Source organism: Streptomyces cadmiisoli, from assembly GCF_003261055.1.
Classification (GTDB): Bacteria; Actinomycetota; Actinomycetes; order Streptomycetales; family Streptomycetaceae; genus Streptomyces; species Streptomyces cadmiisoli.
Genome location: NZ_CP030073.1, coordinates 5,692,068 through 5,709,844 on the forward strand (window position 1 = coordinate 5,692,068; position 17,777 = coordinate 5,709,844).

A 17,777-nucleotide genomic window follows, 5' to 3' on the forward strand; every position below is an offset into this window, starting at 1 on the left:
CGGCGCCACCCCGACACGTTCACGGCGGAAGGCGAGGGACGACGGATGCGGGCTGTGGTGTTCGAGCGGTTCGGGGAGCCGGCCGAGGTGCGGGAGGTGGCCGACCCGCGGCCCGCGGAGCACGGCGTGGTGGTGCGGGTCGAGGCCACCGGGTTGTGCCGCAGCGACTGGCACGCCTGGCAGGGGCACGATCCGGACATCACGCTGCCGCACGTCCCCGGTCATGAACTCGCCGGTGTGGTGGAGGCGGTCGGCGCCCGGGTGGCCGACTGGCGGCCCGGCGACCGGGTCACCGTGCCGTTCGTCTGCGCCTGCGGCACCTGCCCGGCGTGTGCGGCCGGCGACCAGCAGGTGTGCGAGCGGCAGACGCAGCCCGGCTTCACGCACTGGGGCTCGTTCGCCGAGTACGTGGCGCTGGACCACGCCGATGTGAACCTGGTCGCCGTCCCGGACGGCATGACCTCCGCGACGGCGGCCTCGCTCGGATGCCGGTTCGCCACGGCGTTCCGCGCGGTCGTGCGGCAGGGCCGGGTGGCGGCCGGAGAGTGGGTCGCCGTGCACGGCTGCGGGGGAGTCGGTCTGTCGGCGGTGATGATCGCCGCGGCGGCGGGTGCGCGCGTCGTCGCCGTGGACGTGTCACCGCGGGCACTGGAGCTGGCCCGGAAGTTCGGCGCGGCGGAGTGTTTCGACGCGGGCCGGGCGCAGGACACCGCGGCGGCGGTCCGGGAGCTGACCGGCGGCGGCGCGCATCTGTCGCTGGACGCCCTGGGTTCCCCGGCCACCTGCGCCGCGTCCGTGGACGGCCTGCGCCGCCGCGGACGCCACGTCCAGGTCGGCCTGCTGCCCTCGGCCACGGGCACCACGCCCGTCCCCATGGCCCGTGTCATCGCGCTGGAACTCGAAGTCCTCGGCAGCCACGGCATGGCCGCCCACACCTACCCGCCGATGCTGGAGCTGGTGCGGGCGGGCACCCTCCGCCCCGACCTCCTGGTGACCTCCACCCTCCCTTTGGCGGCGGCCCCGGACGCGCTGGCGGCGCTGGGTGACGCGCCCGGCGCGGGCGTGACGGTCATCGAGCCGTGGGGCTGACTCGGACGGAGCCCCGGTGGCCGGCCCACTCCCGGTCGAGCACGGCCATCAGCACCTCGTCGACCCACTCCCCGTCCCGCCACGCGGCCTCCCGCCGTACGCCCTCGCGCACGAAGCCGACCTTCTCGTAGACGCGCAGGGCGCGGTGGTTGGTGCCGTAGGCGGCCAACTCGATCCGGTGGAGGCCGAGTTGCTCGAAGCCGTGGCCGACGATGAGCCGGGTCGCCTCCGTGCCCAGGCCCCGGCCGCGGCCCCGCGGCCCGATCAGCGTGCGGAAGTTGCAGGAGCGGGCCTCGGGATTCCACTCGTTGAGGACGACCTCCCCGACCGGTTCGCCGGTGTGCCGGTCGGTCACGGCGAGGTCGAGCCGGTCGGACTGACCGGCCCGGGAGCCGTACCAGGCACGCAGTCCCTCCCGGGTGATCTCGGTGGACGGTTCGAAGGTGAAGCGGACGACCTCGGGGTCGTGGAGGATCTCCCACACGGCCTCCGCGTCGTCCTCGGTGAACGGCCGCAGCACCACTTTCTCGCCGGTCAGTACGGGCTTGACGGAGAAGTCCATGCGAGGACTGTGCCGCACACGGCGGCGGGGCACGGAACCGGGGTGGTGCGTCACTCCGTTCTGCGGCCCCGGTTGCCCGGCCGGGAGGCCACCCAGGCGCGGACCGTGTCGGCGTACCAGTAGGGCTTCCCGCCCTCCACGTGATCCGGTGGCGGCAGCAGTCCGTGCTTGCGGTACGACCGCACGGTGTCCGGCTGGACCCGGATGTGTGCCGCGATCTCCTTGTACGACCAGAGCCTTCGGTCGGTCATGAGGTGCACCTCCCTGCGCGTGCCACGGCGTCGGCCGGGAGCGGCCGTCGGGGGAGCCGGGCTGTCTTGCTGGTGATCAACAAGCCTGTGCCCGGTCAACGACGGAGAGTGAGCACCGGACAGCGTCTGTGGTCCGCGCGTGACGCAGGGCGCGCGTACACGCGACATGTGTGACACGGAGGTGGTGTTTGTGACACAGATGCAGCAATGGCGCACGCGGGTCGGCAGGGCGGGGCGCGTTGACATTTCGGTTCGGGTCAGGGCCCGTGGCCGATTCCCGACCCCTGGTCCGAATGTCTGGACAAACTATTGACAGGGCTCCTCGGCGGAGACTAGAAAATCGGAGAGAACCGCCGACGACGGCCCGCAGCGGCCGTCCCGAAGGCGCGACGGGAACGCGAAGGGATCTCGATGGCGTACGACCTCATCACGATGGGGCGGATCGGAGTGGACCTGTATCCGCTCCAGACCGGCGTCCCGCTCCCACAGGTGTCGTCCTTCGGGAAGTTCCTCGGCGGCTCGGCGACCAATGTCGCGGTCGCGGCGGCCCGTCTGGGCCGGCGCACGGCGGTGATCACCCGCACCGGCGACGACCCGTTCGGCACCTATCTGCACGAGGCGCTGCGCGACTTCGGCGTCGACGACCGCTGGGTCACGCCCGTGCCCGGGCTGCCCACCCCGGTCACCTTCTGCGAGGTGTTCCCGCCGGACGACTTCCCGCTGTACTTCTACCGGCAGCCCAAGGCCCCCGACCTGGAGATCGACGCCCACGAGCTCGACCTCGACGCCATCGGGGAGACCGGCATCTTCTGGGTGACGGGCACCGGCCTGAGCGAGGAGCCCAGCCGTACGGCGACCCTCGCCGCCCTCGCCCACCGGGCGAAGTCCGGTACGACGGTCTTCGACCTGGACTGGCGCCCCATGTTCTGGTCCGACCCCGACGCGGCCCGGCCCTTCTACGCCGAGGCCCTGCGGCACACCACCGTGGCCGTCGGCAACCTCGACGAGGTGGAGGTCGCCACCGGCGTCCGCGAACCGCACGCCGCCGCCCGCGCCCTGCTCGACGCCGGAGTCGAACTGGCCGTGGTCAAGCAGGGCCCGAAGGGCGTCCTCGCGGTGTCCGCGAGCGGCGAGTCCGCCGAGGTCCCCCCGCTCCCGGTCACCGTCCTCAACGGCCTGGGCGCCGGTGACGCGTTCGGCGGCTCCCTCTGCCACGGACTGCTCGCCGGCTGGGACCTGGAGAGGATCATGCGGCACGCCAACGCCGCCGGCGCCATCGTCGCCTCCCGGCTGGAGTGCTCCTCCGCGATGCCGACCCCGCAGGAGGTCGCGCAGGCCCTCGCCGCCGGCGCCGTGACCGCCTCGACGGCCGCCGCGCCCACCCCGGTCCGGCCCACGGGAGACGACCGATGACCGTCGACGTCGCGGACCTCGTCCGCACCCGTACCCGGCACCCCGAGGCGATCGCCGAGGCTGCCGCCCGCCGTGTCCGCCGGTCCCTGCTCGGTGAGAGCGGACGGCTGATGATCATCGCCGCCGATCACCCGGCGCGCGGCGCCCTCGGCGTCGGCGACCGCAAACTGGCCATGGCCAACCGGGCCGAACTGCTGGAACGCCTCTGCATCGCCCTCGGCAGACCCGGCGTCGACGGCGTCCTCGCCACCGCCGACATCCTCGACGACCTGCTGCTGCTCGGTGTCCTCGACCACAAGATCGTCATGGGCTCGATGAACCGCGGCGGGCTCCAGGGCGCCAGTTTCGAACTCGACGACCGCTTCACCGGCCACCGCGCCGAGGACATCCGGCGCCTCGGCTTCGACGCGGGCAAGCTGCTGCTGCGCATCGACTACGACGACGCGGGCTCACTGAACACGCTGGAGTCCACCGCCCGCGCCATCGACGACATGGCGGAGCGCCGGCTGCCCGTCTTCGTCGAGCCGTTCATCTCCCGCCGCGACGCCGGCGGGCGGCTGCGCAACGACCTGTCCGCGGAGGCGGTCACGAAGTCCATCGCCATCGCGTCGGGCCTCGGCGGGAGTTCGGCGTACACCTGGCTGAAGGTGCCCGTCACCGAGAACCCAGACGACATGGCGCGGGTCATGGAGACGACGACCCTGCCCGCCGTGCTCCTCGGCGGCGACGTCGGCGGCTCCGCCGCGGCGCAGGCCGGCGCGTACGAGAAGTGGCGCGGCGCGCTGCAACTGCCCACCGTGCGCGGACTGGTGGTCGGGCGTTCGCTGCTCTACCCGGCGGACGGCGACGTGGCCGCCGCCGTGGACACCGCCGTAGGACTGCTGTGAGGGCCGCATGAGCAACGAGTTGCACGTTCCGAGGGGCTCCACCGCCGGCGCCGGCCATGTGCTCGACATCGACCCGAAGCGGGCCGGCTGGACGTACAGCAGCCTGCGCGTCGTCGAGCTCGCGGCGGGCGGTACGCATACCTTCACCACGGGGGACAGCGAGTGGATCGTGCTGCCCCTGCAAGGTGGTTGCACCGTGCACGTGACGGGTGAGGTGTTCACCCTCCTGGGCCGGGAGGGCGTGTTCGCGGGGACGACCGACTTTGCGTACCTGCCCCGTGACGCCCGGGCACAGATCTCCTCCGGCGCGGGAGGCCGCTTCGCCCTGGCAGGAGCGAAGTGCGAGCGACGACTCCCCGCCCGCTACGGCCCCGCGCCGGAGGTCCCCGTGGAAGAACGCGGCAGCGGCAACTGCGCCCGCAAGGTGCGCAACTTCGCCTCCGCCGACGCCTTCGTCTGCGACCGGCTCATCGCCGTCGAGGTCATCACCCCCGGCGGCAACTGGTCCTCCTACCCGCCGCACAAGCACGACGAGCACCGGCCGGGCGAGGAGGCCGAGCTGGAGGAGATCTACTACTTCGAGATCGACGGCCCGAACGGCTTCGGCTACCAGCGCGTGTCGCCCTCCCGGGACGGCGGGGCGGATCTGCTGGCCGAGGTCCGCTCCGGCGACGCCGTCCTCGTCCCGGACGGATGGCACGGCCCGTCCGTCGCCCAGCCCGGCCACGACATGTACTACCTGAACGTCATGGCGGGACCCGGCGAGACACGGGAGTGGCGGATCTGTTTCCACCCCGACCACGTAGAAAGCACAGGGGTTTACCGATGACGACCTCGACCACGCGGCTGACGGTCGCGCAGGCGCTGGTGCGCTTCCTGGCCGCGCAGTACACCGAACGGGACGGCGAACGGCACCGGCTCATCGACGCCACCTGGGGCATCTTCGGCCACGGCAACGTCGCCGGGATCGGCCAGGCGCTCGTCGAGTACGCGGACGTCATGCCGTTCCACCAGGGCCGCAACGAACAGGCCATGGTGCACGCGGCGGTCGGCTACGCCCGCCAGTCCAACCGCCTGTCCGCGCACGCCGTGACCACCTCCATCGGCCCCGGCGCGACCAACCTCGTCACCGGCGCCGCCCTTGCCACCATCAACCACCTGCCGGTGCTCCTGCTGCCCGGCGACATCTTCGCCACCCGCCCGGCCGACCCGGTCCTCCAGCAGCTGGAGGTGCCGTACGCGGGCGACGTGTCGGTCAACGACACCCTGCGCCCGGTGTCGAGGTACTTCGACCGGATCAGCCGCCCCGAGGCCCTGATCCCGGCGGCGCTCCAGGCCATGCGGGTGCTCACCGACCCGGTCGAGACCGGCGCGGTGACGCTGGCGCTGCCCCAGGACGTGCAGGCCGAGGCGTACGACTGGCCGGAGGACTTCTTCGCGGAGCGGACCTGGTCCGTGCGCCGGCCGGGCGCCGACCCGATCGAGCTGACCGAGGCCGTACGGGCGATCAGGCAGGCCGAGCGGCCGCTGCTGATCGCCGGCGGCGGTGTCCACCACAGCCGCGCCGAGGCCGCCCTCGCCGAGTTCGCCGAGGCCACCGGCATCCCCGTCGCCTCCACCCAGGCCGGCAAGGGCTCCCTGCCCCACGACCACCCCCAGGACGTCGGCGGCGTCGGCCACACGGGCACCGCCACCGCCGACGAACTGGCCCGTGCCGCGGACCTGGTCATCGGCGTCGGCACCCGCTACACCGACTTCACCACCGCCTCCGGCACCCTCTTCGAGGACCCCGGGGTCCGCTTCCTCAACCTCAACATCGCGCCGTACGACGGCCACAAGCTGGCCGGCCGGGCCCTGATCGCGGACGCCCGCAGCGGCCTGTCGGAGCTGACCGAGGCGCTGCGGATGCACGACCACCGGGTGCCGCCCGCGTACGTCGCCCGGTACACCGAGGGCAAGGAGCGCTGGGAGCGGCGCGTCGACGCCTGCTGGGCGGCCGACGATCCGGAGGCACGGCCGACCCAGCTCCAGGTGCTCGGCGCGCTGGACGCGCTGGTCGACGGATCGGACATCGTCATCAACGCGGCCGGCTCCCTCCCCGGTGACCTGCACAAGCTGTGGCGGGCCCGGTCGCGGGACCAGTACCACCTGGAGTACGGCTACTCGTGCATGGGCTACGAGATCCCGGCCGCCATCGGGGTGAGGCTGGCCGCGCCCGACCGTCCGGTGTGGGCGCTGGTCGGCGACGGCACGTACCTGATGATGCCGACGGAGATCGTGACGGCCGTGCAGGAGGGTGTCGCGATCAAGATGCTGCTGGTGCAGAACCACGGATACGCCTCCATCGGAGGCCTGTCGGAGGAAACGGGCGGTGAGCGCTTCGGCACCGCCTACCGCTACCGCAACGACGACGGAGCCTTCGCCGGCGCCCCGCTCCCCGTCGACCTGGCCGCCAACGCCGAGAGCCTCGGCATGCGGGTGCTGCGCGCACGGACCGTAGCGGACCTGCGCGCCGCGCTCGCCGAGGCACGGGCGGCCGACACTCCCACATGTGTCTACGTCGAGACCGAAACGGCAGACACAGTGTCGGGCGCGCCCGCCGCCCAGGCCTGGTGGGATGTACCTGTGGCCCAGACCGCGACCCGGGCGTCCGCGGTCAAGGCCCGTGAGCTGTACGAACGGCACGTCTCGAGCCGGCGCCGCCATCTGTGAAGGAGTAACTGGTCATGACGAAGATCGTCAACCACTGGATCGGCGGCAAGTCCGTCGACGGCGCGTCGGGCACCTACGGTCCGGTCACGGATCCGGCGACCGGCGCGGTCACCACGAAGGTCGCGTTCGCGACGGTCGAGGAGGTCGACACGGCGGTCGCGGTCGCGAAGGACGCGTTCACGACCTGGGGTCAGTCCTCGCTCGCCCAGCGCACCACGATCCTGTTCAAGTTCCGGGCGCTGCTGGACGCGCACCGCGACGAGATCGCCGAGCTGATCACCGCCGAGCACGGCAAGGTGCACTCCGACGCGCTCGGCGAGGTGGCGCGCGGCCTGGAGATCGTCGACCTGGCCTGCGGCATCAGCGTTCAGCTCAAGGGCGAGCTGTCCACCCAGGTGGCGAGCCGGGTCGATGTGGCCTCGATCCGCCAGCCGCTCGGTGTGGTGGCCGGCATCACGCCGTTCAACTTCCCGGCCATGGTGCCGATGTGGATGTTCCCGATCGCGATCGCGTGCGGCAACACCTTTGTGCTGAAGCCGTCCGAGAAGGACCCCTCCGTCTCCCTGAAGATCGCCGAGCTGCTGGCCGAGGCCGGCCTGCCGGACGGTGTCTTCAACGTCGTCCACGGCGACAAGGTGGCCGTCGACCGCCTGCTGGAGCACCCGGACGTCAAGGCGGTCTCCTTCGTCGGCTCCACCCCGATCGCCCGCTACATCCACACCACCGCCTCCGCCAACGGCAAGCGGGTGCAGGCGCTCGGCGGCGCGAAGAACCACATGCTGGTGCTGCCCGACGCCGACCTCGACGCGGCGGCCGACGCGGCGGTGTCCGCGGCCTACGGCTCGGCGGGCGAGCGCTGCATGGCGATCTCCGCGGTCGTCGCGGTCGGCGCGATCGGCGACACGCTGGTGGAGAAGATCCGTGAGCGCGCCGAGAAGATCAAGATCGGCCCCGGCGACGACCCGGCCTCCGAGATGGGCCCGCTGATCACCAAGGCGCACCGCGACAAGGTGGCGTCCTACGTCACGGGCGCGTCCGCCGAGGGCGCCGAGGTCGTGCTGGACGGCACCGGCCACACCGTCGAGGGCTTCGAGGACGGCCACTGGATCGGCATCTCGCTGCTGGACAAGGTGCCCACCTCCGCCAAGGCGTACCAGGACGAGATCTTCGGTCCGGTGCTGTGCGTGCTGCGCGTGGACACCTACGAGGAGGGCGTGGCCCTCATCAACCGCTCGCCGTTCGGCAACGGCACCGCGATCTTCACCCGGGACGGCGGCGCCGCCCGCCGCTTCCAACTGGAGATCGAGGCGGGCATGGTCGGCGTGAACGTGCCGATCCCGGTCCCCGTCGGGTACCACTCCTTCGGCGGCTGGAAGGACTCGCTCTTCGGCGACCACCACATCTACGGCAACGACGGCACGCACTTCTACACCCGCGGCAAGGTCGTCACCACCCGCTGGCCCGACCCGGCGGACGGCCCGGCCGGCGTCGACCTGGGCTTCCCGCGCAACCACTGAGGCGGAGCCGGCGACCGGTACGGCGGTCACTGCGCACGCAGTGGCCGCCGAGTGCTGCGCACCGGCGGGCGCGGCCTGCGCGGTGATCGTCACGCGGGGTCGGCTGCGCCGCGAAAGCGCTCGGGCACTCGGCCCGGACGGGGGGGAGAGGGGCGGCGGTTCAGCCGCGGGCCACCATCACGATGAGGTCCCGCAGCCGCTCCAGGTACAACCGCATGTTCTTGTACGCGACGTCGGTGTCCGGGTAGCGGCAGGCGTACCACAGGCCTTCGTGCAGCCGGCTGATCCACACGCAGACCTGGTCGCCGTACGAGACCCTCATCAGCCCGTACGCCGCCTGCTCGGACCAGTGTCCGGAGCCGGGGATGGAGCGGGCGTCGGTGAAGGAGACGATCGAGTACAGGTCGGGGGAGGTCGGGCGGAAGTCCGAGCCGAGCAGGTTGAGCACCCGGGCGAGCGGCATCCGGGCCAGCCGCCGGTTGGCCTGGAGCTGGGCGCGCACGGTTCGCAGCACGGCCGGGAAGTCGTCCGACGGCTCCATCGAGACCTCGATCGGGGCGCCACCGACGTACCAGCCCACGGAGTCGGACCACTGGGACTTGACCCTGGTGTGGAACGGCACGACCGTGCGGTAGACGGACTGCTTGCCGATCTCGCGGACGATCAGGCCGGTGGCCGCCAGGACACCCACCGCGCTGCCGCCGAAGGGGCGGCAGTAGGCCTCGAAGGCCGCGGCGTCGTCCGCGTCGACGAGCTTCTCGGTCATGAGCCGCTGGACGGGCAGTCCGCCGCCCGGTTCCAGGCCGAGATCGACGGGGAAGCTCGGCAGCCGGTCGTCGCACCGGGCGATGAACTCCCGCCAGCGGTCGACGATCTCGTGGGTCTCGTCGATGCGGTCCGCGTCCGCCCGCTCGATCTCGCAGAAGTCGACGTAGCTGCTCACCGGCGCCTGCTCCACGGCCCGGCCCGCGACGCCCGCCGCGTACAGCTCGTGGACCTCGGCGGGGATGCGCTGGAGCGAGTAGGAGTCGACGTTGCTGTGGTCGAAGGCCATGTACACGCTGGTGCAGTCGTCCCGGACCACCGCGGTGTAGATGAGGTTCGGCCAGCCGAGCGCGTCCGCCGCGACGTCGAAGCGGTCCTGGAGGTGCCGGACCAGGGGGCCCGCCTCGGTGAAGTCCCCGACGACCTCGCGGTGCAGCGACACGGCCCCCGAGCCGAGGGTGAACCGGCGCATCTCGTCACCGACCAGGCGGAAACCGCTGCGCAGCGTCTCGTGCCGCAGGGTCCAGCTGCGCAGCGCCCGCTCCAGTGCGTCGAGGTCGATCCGGCCCGGGATGTCGAACGCCGTACCGATCCAGGTCGGGACGAACAGACCGTCCTCGCGTACGGAGCGGGCCGTCCTGATGTGCGACTCCTGAACGTACGCCGGCGGCCTGGAGTCGTCCGGCAGGCCCGCGGCCGCCTCGACGGTCGCCGGACTGAGCGTCCACTCGACGAGCCGTCCGGGCCGGACCTCGCAGCGCTGGATGTCGGTGATGCGCACAGACGTCTCCGTTCACAGTGGGGCAGATCTTCAAGGATCTGACGCGCGGGCGCCCTACACGTACCGTTTCGCGGCTTTTCAGCGGATCGAGCGGTGACTCGAACAACGGTGCTTCGCCCGACGGGGGGACGCGCCGCCGGGCCGCGCCGTACCACCGTCGCAGTACACGCGAGCGGCCCGTACGCCTGTGGGAGGGGCGGTGGTTCGGTCTCCGGTCGATGCCGTGCTGACGGTTTCGCCCCGTACCGTTGACGCATGGATCTTCGACTGCCCGGATGGCGAGCGCTGCTGCGGCGGCCGCGGCGGACCGCCGCGGCCGCGGCCGCGGTCGTGGTGTTCGCCGGTGCCGGTACGTGGACGGCCGTCGCCGACGACGACTCGCCCGCGGTGCGCCGCGCCGACCGGGTCATGACCATGGACGACGGGGTGCGCATCGACACCTCGTACTTCACCTCGGGTCCGTCCGGCCGCCGCCCCGCCGTCCTGCTCGCGCACGGCTTCGGCGGCAGCAAGGACGACGTCCGGCAACAGGCCGAGGAGCTGGCCGGGGACGGGTACGCGGTGCTGACCTGGTCGGCGCGCGGGTTCGGCGACTCGACCGGCAGGATCGGGCTGAACGACCCGGACACCGAGGTCGCCGACGTCTCCCGGCTGATCGACTGGCTCGCGCTCCAGCCGCAGGTCCGGCTCGACCGCGACGGCGACCCGCGCGTGGGCATGGCGGGCGCGTCGTACGGCGGCGCGGTCTCCCTGCTCGCCGCCGGGCACGACCGGCGCGTGGACGCCGTCGCGCCAGCGATCACCTACTGGAACCTCGCGGACGCCCTCTTCCCGAACGGCGTGTTCAAGAAGCTGTGGGCGGGGATCTTCGTCAACTCCGGCGGCGGCTGCGCCAGGTTCGAGCCGAAGCTGTGCGCGATGTACGAGCGCGTCGCCGAGTCCGGCGTCCCGGACGCCGAGGCGCGTGAACTGCTCCAGGCCCGCTCCCCGTCGGCGGTCGCCGACCGCGTCGAGGTGCCGACACTCCTGGTGCAGGGGCAGTCCGACTCCCTCTTCCCGCTCGACCACGCCGACGCGGCGGCCAGGGCCGTCCGCGCCAACGGCGCCCCCGTGGACGTCGACTGGATCGCCGGCGGCCATGACGGCGGCGACCTGGAGGCGGCCCGTGTCCGGGCGCGCGTGACGGCGTGGTTCGACCGCCACCTCAAGGACGAGCGGGCCGCCGACACCGGCCCGGCCTTCCGCGTCACCCGCACCGGAGGCGTCGACTCCTCCGACGGCGAGGCCCAGCTGCGCGGCGCGAGCGCCGACGCCTACCCCGGCCTGGAGAACGGACCGCGTCCGATCGGGCTGGCCGGACGCGAGCAGACCTTCGACAACCCGCCCGGCGCCGGCCCGCCCGCCGTCTCCGCCCTCCCCGGCCTCGCCGGCGCGGGCGGCCTGTCCCAGCTGTCCTCGCTGGGCGTCGGGGTGTCCCTGGACTTCCCGGGCCAGCACGCCCGCTTCGAGTCGGCGCCGGTCGCCGACGACCTGCACATCACCGGAACCCCGAAGGTGACCGTCCGCGTCGGGTCGACCGCCGACGACGCCGTCCTGTTCGCCAAGCTGTACGACGTCGGCGCCGACGGCCGCGGGCAGGTGCTCCCCTCGCAGCTGGTCACCCCCGTCAGGGTCGAGGGCGCCAGGTCCGGCAAGGACGTGACGATCACCCTCCCGGCGATCGACCACGAGGTCGACAAGGGCCACCGGCTGCGCCTGGTCCTCGCCTCCACCGACCTCGCCTACGCCTCCCCGGCCGCCCCGGCGAAGTACACCGTCTCCCTGAAGGGCGACCTGTCGGTCCCCACGGCCCCGGCCGTCACGACCGCCGCCGCACCGCTGCCGGCCTGGGTCTGGTGGCTGCCGCCGATGGGCGCCGCCGTCGCGCTGGCGCTGCTGCTGTCCGCCCGCCGCCGCACCGCGACGCCCGCCCCGGACCCCGAACTGGCCGACGTACCGCTCCAGATCACCGGCCTGGGCAAGCGGTACGCGAAGTCGTCGGACCGGTACGCGGTCAAGGACCTGTCGTTCCGCGTCGAGAAGGGCCAGGTGCTGGGCCTGCTCGGCCCCAACGGCGCGGGCAAGACGACGACCCTGCGCATGCTGATGGGCCTGATCACACCGGACGGCGGCGATATCCGCGTCTTCGGCCACGCGATCCGGCCCGGCGCGCCCGTACTGTCCCGGGTGGGCGCCTTCGTCGAGGGCGCGGGGTTCCTGCCGCACCTGTCCGGCCGCGAGAACCTGGAGCTGTACTGGCGGGCGACCGGCCGCCCCGCCGAGGACGCCCACCTGGACGAGGCCCTGGAGATCGCCGGGCTCGGCGACGCGCTCGCCCGCGCCGTGCGCACCTACTCGCAGGGCATGCGCCAGCGCCTGGCCATCGCCCAGGCCATGCTCGGCCTGCCGGACCTGCTCATCCTCGACGAACCCACCAACGGCCTCGACCCGCCGCAGATCCGCGAGATGCGCCAGGTGATGATCCGGTACGCGGCCGCCGGCCGCACGGTGATCGTCTCCAGCCACCTCCTGGCGGAGGTCGAGCAGTCCTGCACGCATCTCGTGGTGATGGACCGGGGCAAGCTCGTACAGGCGGGCCCGGTCGGCGAGATCGTCGGCTCCGGTGACACCCTCCTCGTCGGTACCGCCGCGCCCGTGGAGGAACCGGTCGTCGAGAAGGTCGCCGCGCTCGCGGGCGTCGCCTCGGCCGTGCTCACCGACGACGGGCTCCTCGTCCGCCTCGACGCGGACGGCAGCGCGGCCCGCCTGATCCCGGAACTGGTACGGCTCGAAGTACCCGTCGCCTCGGTCGGCCCGCACCGCCGCCTGGAGGACGCCTTCCTCACCCTGATCGGAGGCTCCGCATGAGCGGCAGCACGCTCGCCGAGCGCACCGGCACCGAAGAGGTCGCGTCCGGCTACCGGGCCGGCCGTACCCTCCCGCTGCGCGTCGAGCTGGTCCGCCAGCTCAAACGGCGCCGCACGCTGGTGATGTTCGGCATCCTCGCCGCCCTGCCGTTCGTGCTGGTGGCCGCCTTCGCGATCGGCGGCGAGCCCGACGCGGGCGGCGACCGGATCACGCTGATGGACACGGCGACCGCCTCCGGCGCCAACTTCGCCGCGGTCAACCTCTTCGTCTCCGCGGGCTTCCTGCTCGTCGTCCCGGTGGCACTGTTCTGCGGGGACACCGTCGCCTCGGAGGCCAACTGGTCCTCCCTGCGCTACCTGTTGGCGGCGCCGGTGCCGCGGGCCCGGCTGCTGTGGTCCAAACTCGCCGTCGGACTCGCCCTGAGCCTGGCCGCGATGGTGCTGCTGCCCGTCGTGGCGCTGGGCGTGGGCGCCGCCGCGTACGGCTGGGGCCCGCTGCGCATCCCCACCGGAGGCGCGCTCGACGCGGGCACCGCCGCCCAGCGGCTGGTGGTCGTGGTGGCGTTCATCTTCGTGTCCCAACTGGTCACGGCCGGGCTCGCGTTCTGGCTCTCGACCAGGACGGACGCCCCCCTGGGAGCGGTCGGCGGCGCGGTCGGCCTGACCATCGTCGGCAACGTCCTCGACGCGGTGACGGCGCTCGGCGACTGGCGGCACTTCCTGCCCGCGCACTGGCAGTTCGCCTGGGCCGACGCCGTCCAGCCCGACCCCGAGTGGTCCGGCATGATCCAGGGCACGGCTATTTCCGTAACATACGCAGTCGTGCTTTTCGCTCTGGCCTTCCGGGGATTTGCCCGAAAGGACGTGGTGTCCTAGGGCCTTTCGTCAAATTGCCGTCGTTGCCCGAAGGGCGGCGCGGCGCAGGCGGGAATTTGACGACAGTCCCTGGTCGGAAGCGCGGCGGCCTGCTCCGCCGCGCGGGGAACGGTTGAAACGCGCGCCGTGCCGGGCCCGGTGCTGTCCGGGCATTGCCGGAATGCGGCGCGCGGCAACCGGGTGAACCTGCGAAACCAATTCCCGGGCGTCGGGTTGATGAAGCCGTAGGGCTTGCGACGCCACGAGAAGGGAACGCGCAGTGCTCAGTTGAGGCAATGGTCGCCGCAGAGGCCGCCGCTTCTGCCACGGGTGTTCCGCCCGCGAACGGGAGCCGCACACCTGATGGTGTTCGGCGGACGGGCCGGCGGCAACCCGGTCCATCTCACCATCGCGCCGACCCCGGCGATCGCAGCAAGTGCGAGAACGACTGAGCGCGCCCTGCACACCAGCCTTTTGGCGGTGGCCCGGCCGGTCCCGGACGCCGACCGCCGTTCCAGGGCCGGCTTTCCCCATTCTTTTCGAGCAGGAGACAACCACATTGCGACAGACCCTGAGCAGGGGAGTGTTCGCGGCGGCCGCCGCCACGGGCATCCTGTCCCTGTACGGCAGTGCCGCCCTCGCCGACACCAACGCGACCGGTGTCGCCGAGGACTCCCCCGGTGTGCTGTCCGGGACCAGCGTCCAGGTGCCGGTCAAGGTGCCGCTGAACGTGTGCGGCAACACCGTCAACGCGCTGGCGGCGCTCAATGACTCGTTCGGCAACGCCTGCGGCAACGTCGCGTCGGCGGCGCCGACCGCTTCGTCCAGCGGGACCTCGTCCACCGGGACCTCGTCCGGCAGCACGTCCGGGACCTCGACCGGGACCTCGTCCACCTCCGGTGACACCTCCGGCACGCGTGCGGTCGGTGTCACCGAGGGCTCGCCCGGTCTGCTGTCCGGCAACAACGTGCAGGTCCCGGTCGACCTGGGCGCGAACGTCTGCGGCAACAGCGTCGACGTGGGCGCGGTGTTCAACGAGGCGAACTCCAACGGCTGCGTCAACGAGGAGGGCTACGGCACCGACGAACCGGCGCCGGTCCCGAGCCTCCCGCCGGTGGTCAGCACGCCCACCCCGGCCCCCGTGCCGAGCACCGTGCCGCCGAGCCCGGTCGCTCCGCCCAAGGTCGAGACGCCCGCTCCGGTCGTCGAGGAGCCCGGCACGCCGCCGGTGCTGGCCGAGACCGGCAGCGGCCCCGTGATGGCCGCCTCGGCCGCCGGTGCCGCGCTGCTCGCGGGCGGCGTCATGCTGTACCGCCGCGGTCGCGCCACCGCCCAGCGGTAGCCACCGCACCCGGGTGCCGGACGCCAGTCCGCCCGGCACCCGAAACCCCGCCGCCGCACCTCTCCCCGGCCGGCGGCGCAACGAACGGGCCGCTGACGACTCCCAAGCCGTCAGCGGCCCGAGCGGTGTGCGCGGCCCGTCGCTCAGTGGCGCACCGGCGACGGCGACGTGGCACGGCGGCTGCCGCTCGGCACCGGAACGGTCCCGGCCGACGGCGTCGTCCGCAGCCGGCGGCGCACCCCGCGGACCAGGGTCGCGGCGGTGAAGGTCGCGCCGTGCACGAAGCGCATCGCCGGGCCGAACCCGGAGGCCGTCACCAGGCCCGCCAGGAACAGGCCGGGGTGGGAGGACTCGAAGTCCCGCCCGACCATCGGGGAGCCGTCGGGCAGCGCCGCCAGCGAGCCGCGCAGTTCCGCCGCCAGCAGCCCGAGCCGGTCGCACCGCCCCTTGAAGCCCGTGGCGGCGATGACGTGGTGGGTCTCCAGAGTGCGCAGACCGCCCTCACGGCTCACCGTCTCCAGCCGCAGGCCGCCCGGCACCGGGCAGGCCGCGGCGACCTCGTGACCGGGCAGCACCTCCACGACGCCCTCCACGCGGTCCCGCACCCACCACGCGCCGGCCGGACCCAGCGCCGTCGTCGCGATGCGGGACCGGGTGGCCTCCGGCAGACGCCGGAAGAGACCGGGGCGCTCGGCGTAGAACCAGTTCCGCCAGCCGGGGCCCAGACCGCTGTGCGGGGAGCGGGCCGACTGCCACCAGGGGCGTTCCCAGGCCGGCGGCACATCGTTCCAGCGCAGCCCGTCCGCGCGCGCCAGCACCCGCACCCGGGTGCCCTGCTCGGCGAGCAGGGCCGCCGTCTCCAGGGCGGCCTGGCCGCCGCCGATCACCGTGACGTCCTTGCCGCGGAACCGGGCCAGGTCGCTGTGGTGGCTGCTGTGCGTCACCAGCGACATGTGCAGTCCGCGCAGCGCGGCCGGCACCTCCACGAACGGCATCACACCGACCGCGAGCGCCACCGCCCGGGTGTGCAGCTCCTCGCCGTCGTCGGTGACCGCCGTGAAGCCGCCCGGTCCGGCCGTCACCCGGGTCACCATGCGCTCGTCCACGTCCGGCACGGCGTGCCGGGCGAACCACAGGCCGTACGCCGCGAACGCCTCGACCGGGATCGGCTGGGCATGGCGAGCGGACAGGCCCTGCTCGGAGCAGTAGGCGTCCAGGCGCCACCGTCCGGACGGATCGGAGAGGTTCGACGCCCACGGTTCGGACTTCAGGAACATGCCGCGGGGCATGTTGTCCCGCCAGGACGCCATGGGGCGGCCGAACACACGCATCTTCAGCCCGGCTTCCGCGGCGTGGGACGCGATCGACAGACCGTAGGGGCCTGCGCCCACCACCAGAAGGTCGTACATCATCAACTGCTCGCTTTCTCGTTGTCGGTCAGGGAGGGCGAGGCCGCCCGGGGGATGAACCGCGGCCCCGGTGCCGCCGCCGTCGGGACCAGCCGCTCACGCAGCCGACGGGAGACATGGCGGCACCACAGGGCCCACATGGCCCGTCCGGGTTCGCGGTCGTCGTGGGCGTACCAGGCCAGTTCGCGGCCGCCCGGCGCCGTGCGCAGCGCGGCGAGCGGCGCGTAGTTCTCGACCACGAACGCCCGCCCCACGACCGGGGCCGGGTCCGGCAGCGGACGGCCGGTCAGGTCGAGGTGCTGGGCGCGTACGACGTCCAGGCCCGTGCTGTCCGTGAACAGCCGGAACTGGGCGCCGGGGCGCGGGTTGAAGTCGAGCAGGTGGTAGCGGCCCGTCGCGCCGCAGCGGCGGAAGTCGAGGTCGAAGACGCCGCGGTAGCCCAGCTCGCCGGTGAGCCGCTCGGCCAGCGCCCGCACCTCGGGGTTGGCCGTCCAGCGGCCCACCGCGGTCAGCCCCGCGGCCCGCGGCCAGGAGGCCTGCTTGCGGCCCGGACCGCCGGCGCGCAGGACACCCGCGCGGTCGGTGTAGCCGTGGCAGAACCAGTCCCGGTCCGGTCCCGGCGCCAGATACGCCTGGAGGAGCAGCGGACTGCCCGCCTCCGCCGTGCGGCGGTGCAGCTCCTGCGCCTGCTGCGCGGTGTGGACCAGCGAGGTGCTGCGCAGACCGCCGGCGGCGGGCAGCAGCCAGGGCCGGCTCCACTTCGCCACCAGCGGCAGCCCCAGCCGCCGCACGGCGTCGTCGACCGCCGCCGGGCTGTCCGGGACGAGCGTCACCGGGTGCGGGACGTCCGCCGCCGCGCACAGGGAGGCCAGTTCCCCCTTGTCGGCGACGCGTTCGGGCAGCGCGTGGGGCATCGCCGGCAGCAGGTAGGACGGGGCGAGTTCGTCCCGGGCTCGGGCCACCGCGACGGCGCTCGCGTCGTCCAGGGCGATCAGGACGGCGGGCCGCCCGATCCGCTCGGCGACGTCGCGCAGCACGGCGACGATGTCGTCCGCGGACGCGCCGGGGGGCGGCGGGGGATGCATCTGGCGGACGTACCGCGACGCGTGGACGGGACTTCTCGCCGAATCGGCGACGACATGCACCTCCACTCCCGCCCTGCCGAGCGAGCGCGCGGCCCCCAGCGTTCCGTGGTGAAAGGGATTCCGGTCGATCCGCAGCAGGACGGCTGGGAAGCGGGTGTCGAGCAGCGACACGAATTCTCACTTTCTCTCTGGTCGATTAACCC

The 17,777-nt window shown here is 73.0% G+C and carries 14 protein-coding genes; 9 read left to right on the plus strand and 5 right to left on the minus strand.

Annotated elements, in window-relative coordinates; translation table 11 throughout:
• Positions 1-45 precede the first annotated feature (45 nt).
• A complete protein-coding gene (locus DN051_RS24870) occupies positions 46-1,089 on the plus strand; it encodes a zinc-dependent alcohol dehydrogenase family protein (RefSeq protein ID WP_112439541.1) in 1,044 nt (347 codons plus the stop codon).
• On the opposite strand, the gene DN051_RS24875 is transcribed toward DN051_RS24870, so the two are convergent.
• Positions 1,070-1,651 carry a GNAT family N-acetyltransferase gene (locus DN051_RS24875; RefSeq protein ID WP_112439542.1) on the minus strand — a complete coding sequence of 194 codons (582 nt, stop codon included), beginning with the start codon at positions 1,649-1,651 and terminating at the stop codon, positions 1,070-1,072. The genes DN051_RS24870 and DN051_RS24875 overlap by 20 nt on opposite strands.
• 50 nt (positions 1,652-1,701) lie before the next feature.
• Complete coding sequence (locus tag DN051_RS24880) at positions 1,702-1,902, minus strand: helix-turn-helix transcriptional regulator (RefSeq protein ID WP_053763086.1); 201 nt, start codon at positions 1,900-1,902, stop codon at positions 1,702-1,704.
• 411 nt (positions 1,903-2,313) lie between these two features.
• Here DN051_RS24880 and iolC point away from each other — a divergent pair, with 411 nt between their 5' ends.
• The 5 genes from iolC to mmsA are packed head-to-tail and all read left to right on the plus strand — an operon-like array spanning position 2,314 to position 8,431.
• On the plus strand, positions 2,314-3,315 hold the full coding sequence (gene iolC, locus DN051_RS24885; protein ID WP_053763087.1) for a 5-dehydro-2-deoxygluconokinase: 1,002 nt from the start codon (positions 2,314-2,316) through the stop codon (positions 3,313-3,315).
• Complete coding sequence (locus DN051_RS24890) at positions 3,312-4,202, plus strand: Cgl0159 family (beta/alpha)8-fold protein (RefSeq protein WP_112439543.1); 891 nt, start codon at positions 3,312-3,314, stop codon at positions 4,200-4,202. Before iolC ends, DN051_RS24890 begins: the two co-directional genes overlap by 4 nt.
• A 7-nt stretch (positions 4,203-4,209) precedes the next feature.
• On the plus strand, positions 4,210-5,031 hold the full coding sequence (iolB, locus tag DN051_RS24895) for a 5-deoxy-glucuronate isomerase (protein ID WP_053763089.1): 822 nt from the start codon (positions 4,210-4,212) through the stop codon (positions 5,029-5,031).
• On the plus strand, positions 5,028-6,914 hold the full coding sequence (gene iolD / locus DN051_RS24900) for a 3D-(3,5/4)-trihydroxycyclohexane-1,2-dione acylhydrolase (decyclizing) (protein WP_053763090.1): 1,887 nt from the start codon (positions 5,028-5,030) through the stop codon (positions 6,912-6,914). The genes iolB and iolD overlap by 4 nt, the downstream gene beginning before the upstream one ends.
• 14 nt (positions 6,915-6,928) lie before the next feature.
• Positions 6,929-8,431 carry a CoA-acylating methylmalonate-semialdehyde dehydrogenase gene (gene mmsA, locus DN051_RS24905; RefSeq protein WP_053763091.1) on the plus strand — a complete coding sequence of 501 codons (1,503 nt, stop codon included), beginning with the start codon at positions 6,929-6,931 and terminating at the stop codon, positions 8,429-8,431.
• A gap of 160 nt (positions 8,432-8,591) precedes the next feature.
• Here the strand turns inward: mmsA and DN051_RS24910 are convergent, their stop codons facing one another.
• A complete protein-coding gene (locus tag DN051_RS24910; protein ID WP_112439544.1) occupies positions 8,592-9,977 on the minus strand; it encodes a condensation domain-containing protein in 1,386 nt (461 codons plus the stop codon).
• 255 nt (positions 9,978-10,232) lie between these two features.
• On the opposite strand from DN051_RS24910, the gene DN051_RS24915 reads away from it, so the two are divergent.
• The 3 genes from DN051_RS24915 to DN051_RS24925 all read left to right on the plus strand — a co-directional run bounded on the left by DN051_RS24915 (position 10,233) and on the right by DN051_RS24925 (position 15,080).
• Positions 10,233-12,884 (plus strand): CocE/NonD family hydrolase, encoded by a 2,652-nt coding sequence (locus DN051_RS24915; protein WP_112439545.1) that lies wholly within the window; start codon positions 10,233-10,235, stop codon positions 12,882-12,884.
• The gene (locus tag DN051_RS24920) at positions 12,881-13,759 is read left to right on the plus strand and encodes an ABC transporter permease (RefSeq protein WP_112439546.1); all 879 of its coding nucleotides are present in this window, start codon (positions 12,881-12,883) and stop codon (positions 13,757-13,759) included. Before DN051_RS24915 ends, DN051_RS24920 begins: the two co-directional genes overlap by 4 nt.
• A 538-nt stretch (positions 13,760-14,297) precedes the next feature.
• Positions 14,298-15,080, plus strand: coding sequence for a chaplin (locus DN051_RS24925; protein WP_246040659.1), 783 nt, complete (start codon positions 14,298-14,300; stop codon positions 15,078-15,080).
• Positions 15,081-15,223: 143 nt separating this feature from the next.
• On the opposite strand, the gene DN051_RS24930 is transcribed toward DN051_RS24925, so the two are convergent.
• Together DN051_RS24930 and DN051_RS24935 are read right to left on the minus strand one after the other, a co-directional pair.
• Positions 15,224-16,489 carry an NAD(P)-binding domain-containing protein gene (locus tag DN051_RS24930; RefSeq protein WP_112442423.1) on the minus strand — a complete coding sequence of 422 codons (1,266 nt, stop codon included), beginning with the start codon at positions 16,487-16,489 and terminating at the stop codon, positions 15,224-15,226.
• Between the two features lie 2 nt (positions 16,490-16,491).
• Positions 16,492-17,745 carry a carboxylate--amine ligase gene (locus DN051_RS24935; protein WP_112439548.1) on the minus strand — a complete coding sequence of 418 codons (1,254 nt, stop codon included), beginning with the start codon at positions 17,743-17,745 and terminating at the stop codon, positions 16,492-16,494.
• Between the last annotated feature and the right edge of the window lie 32 nt (positions 17,746-17,777).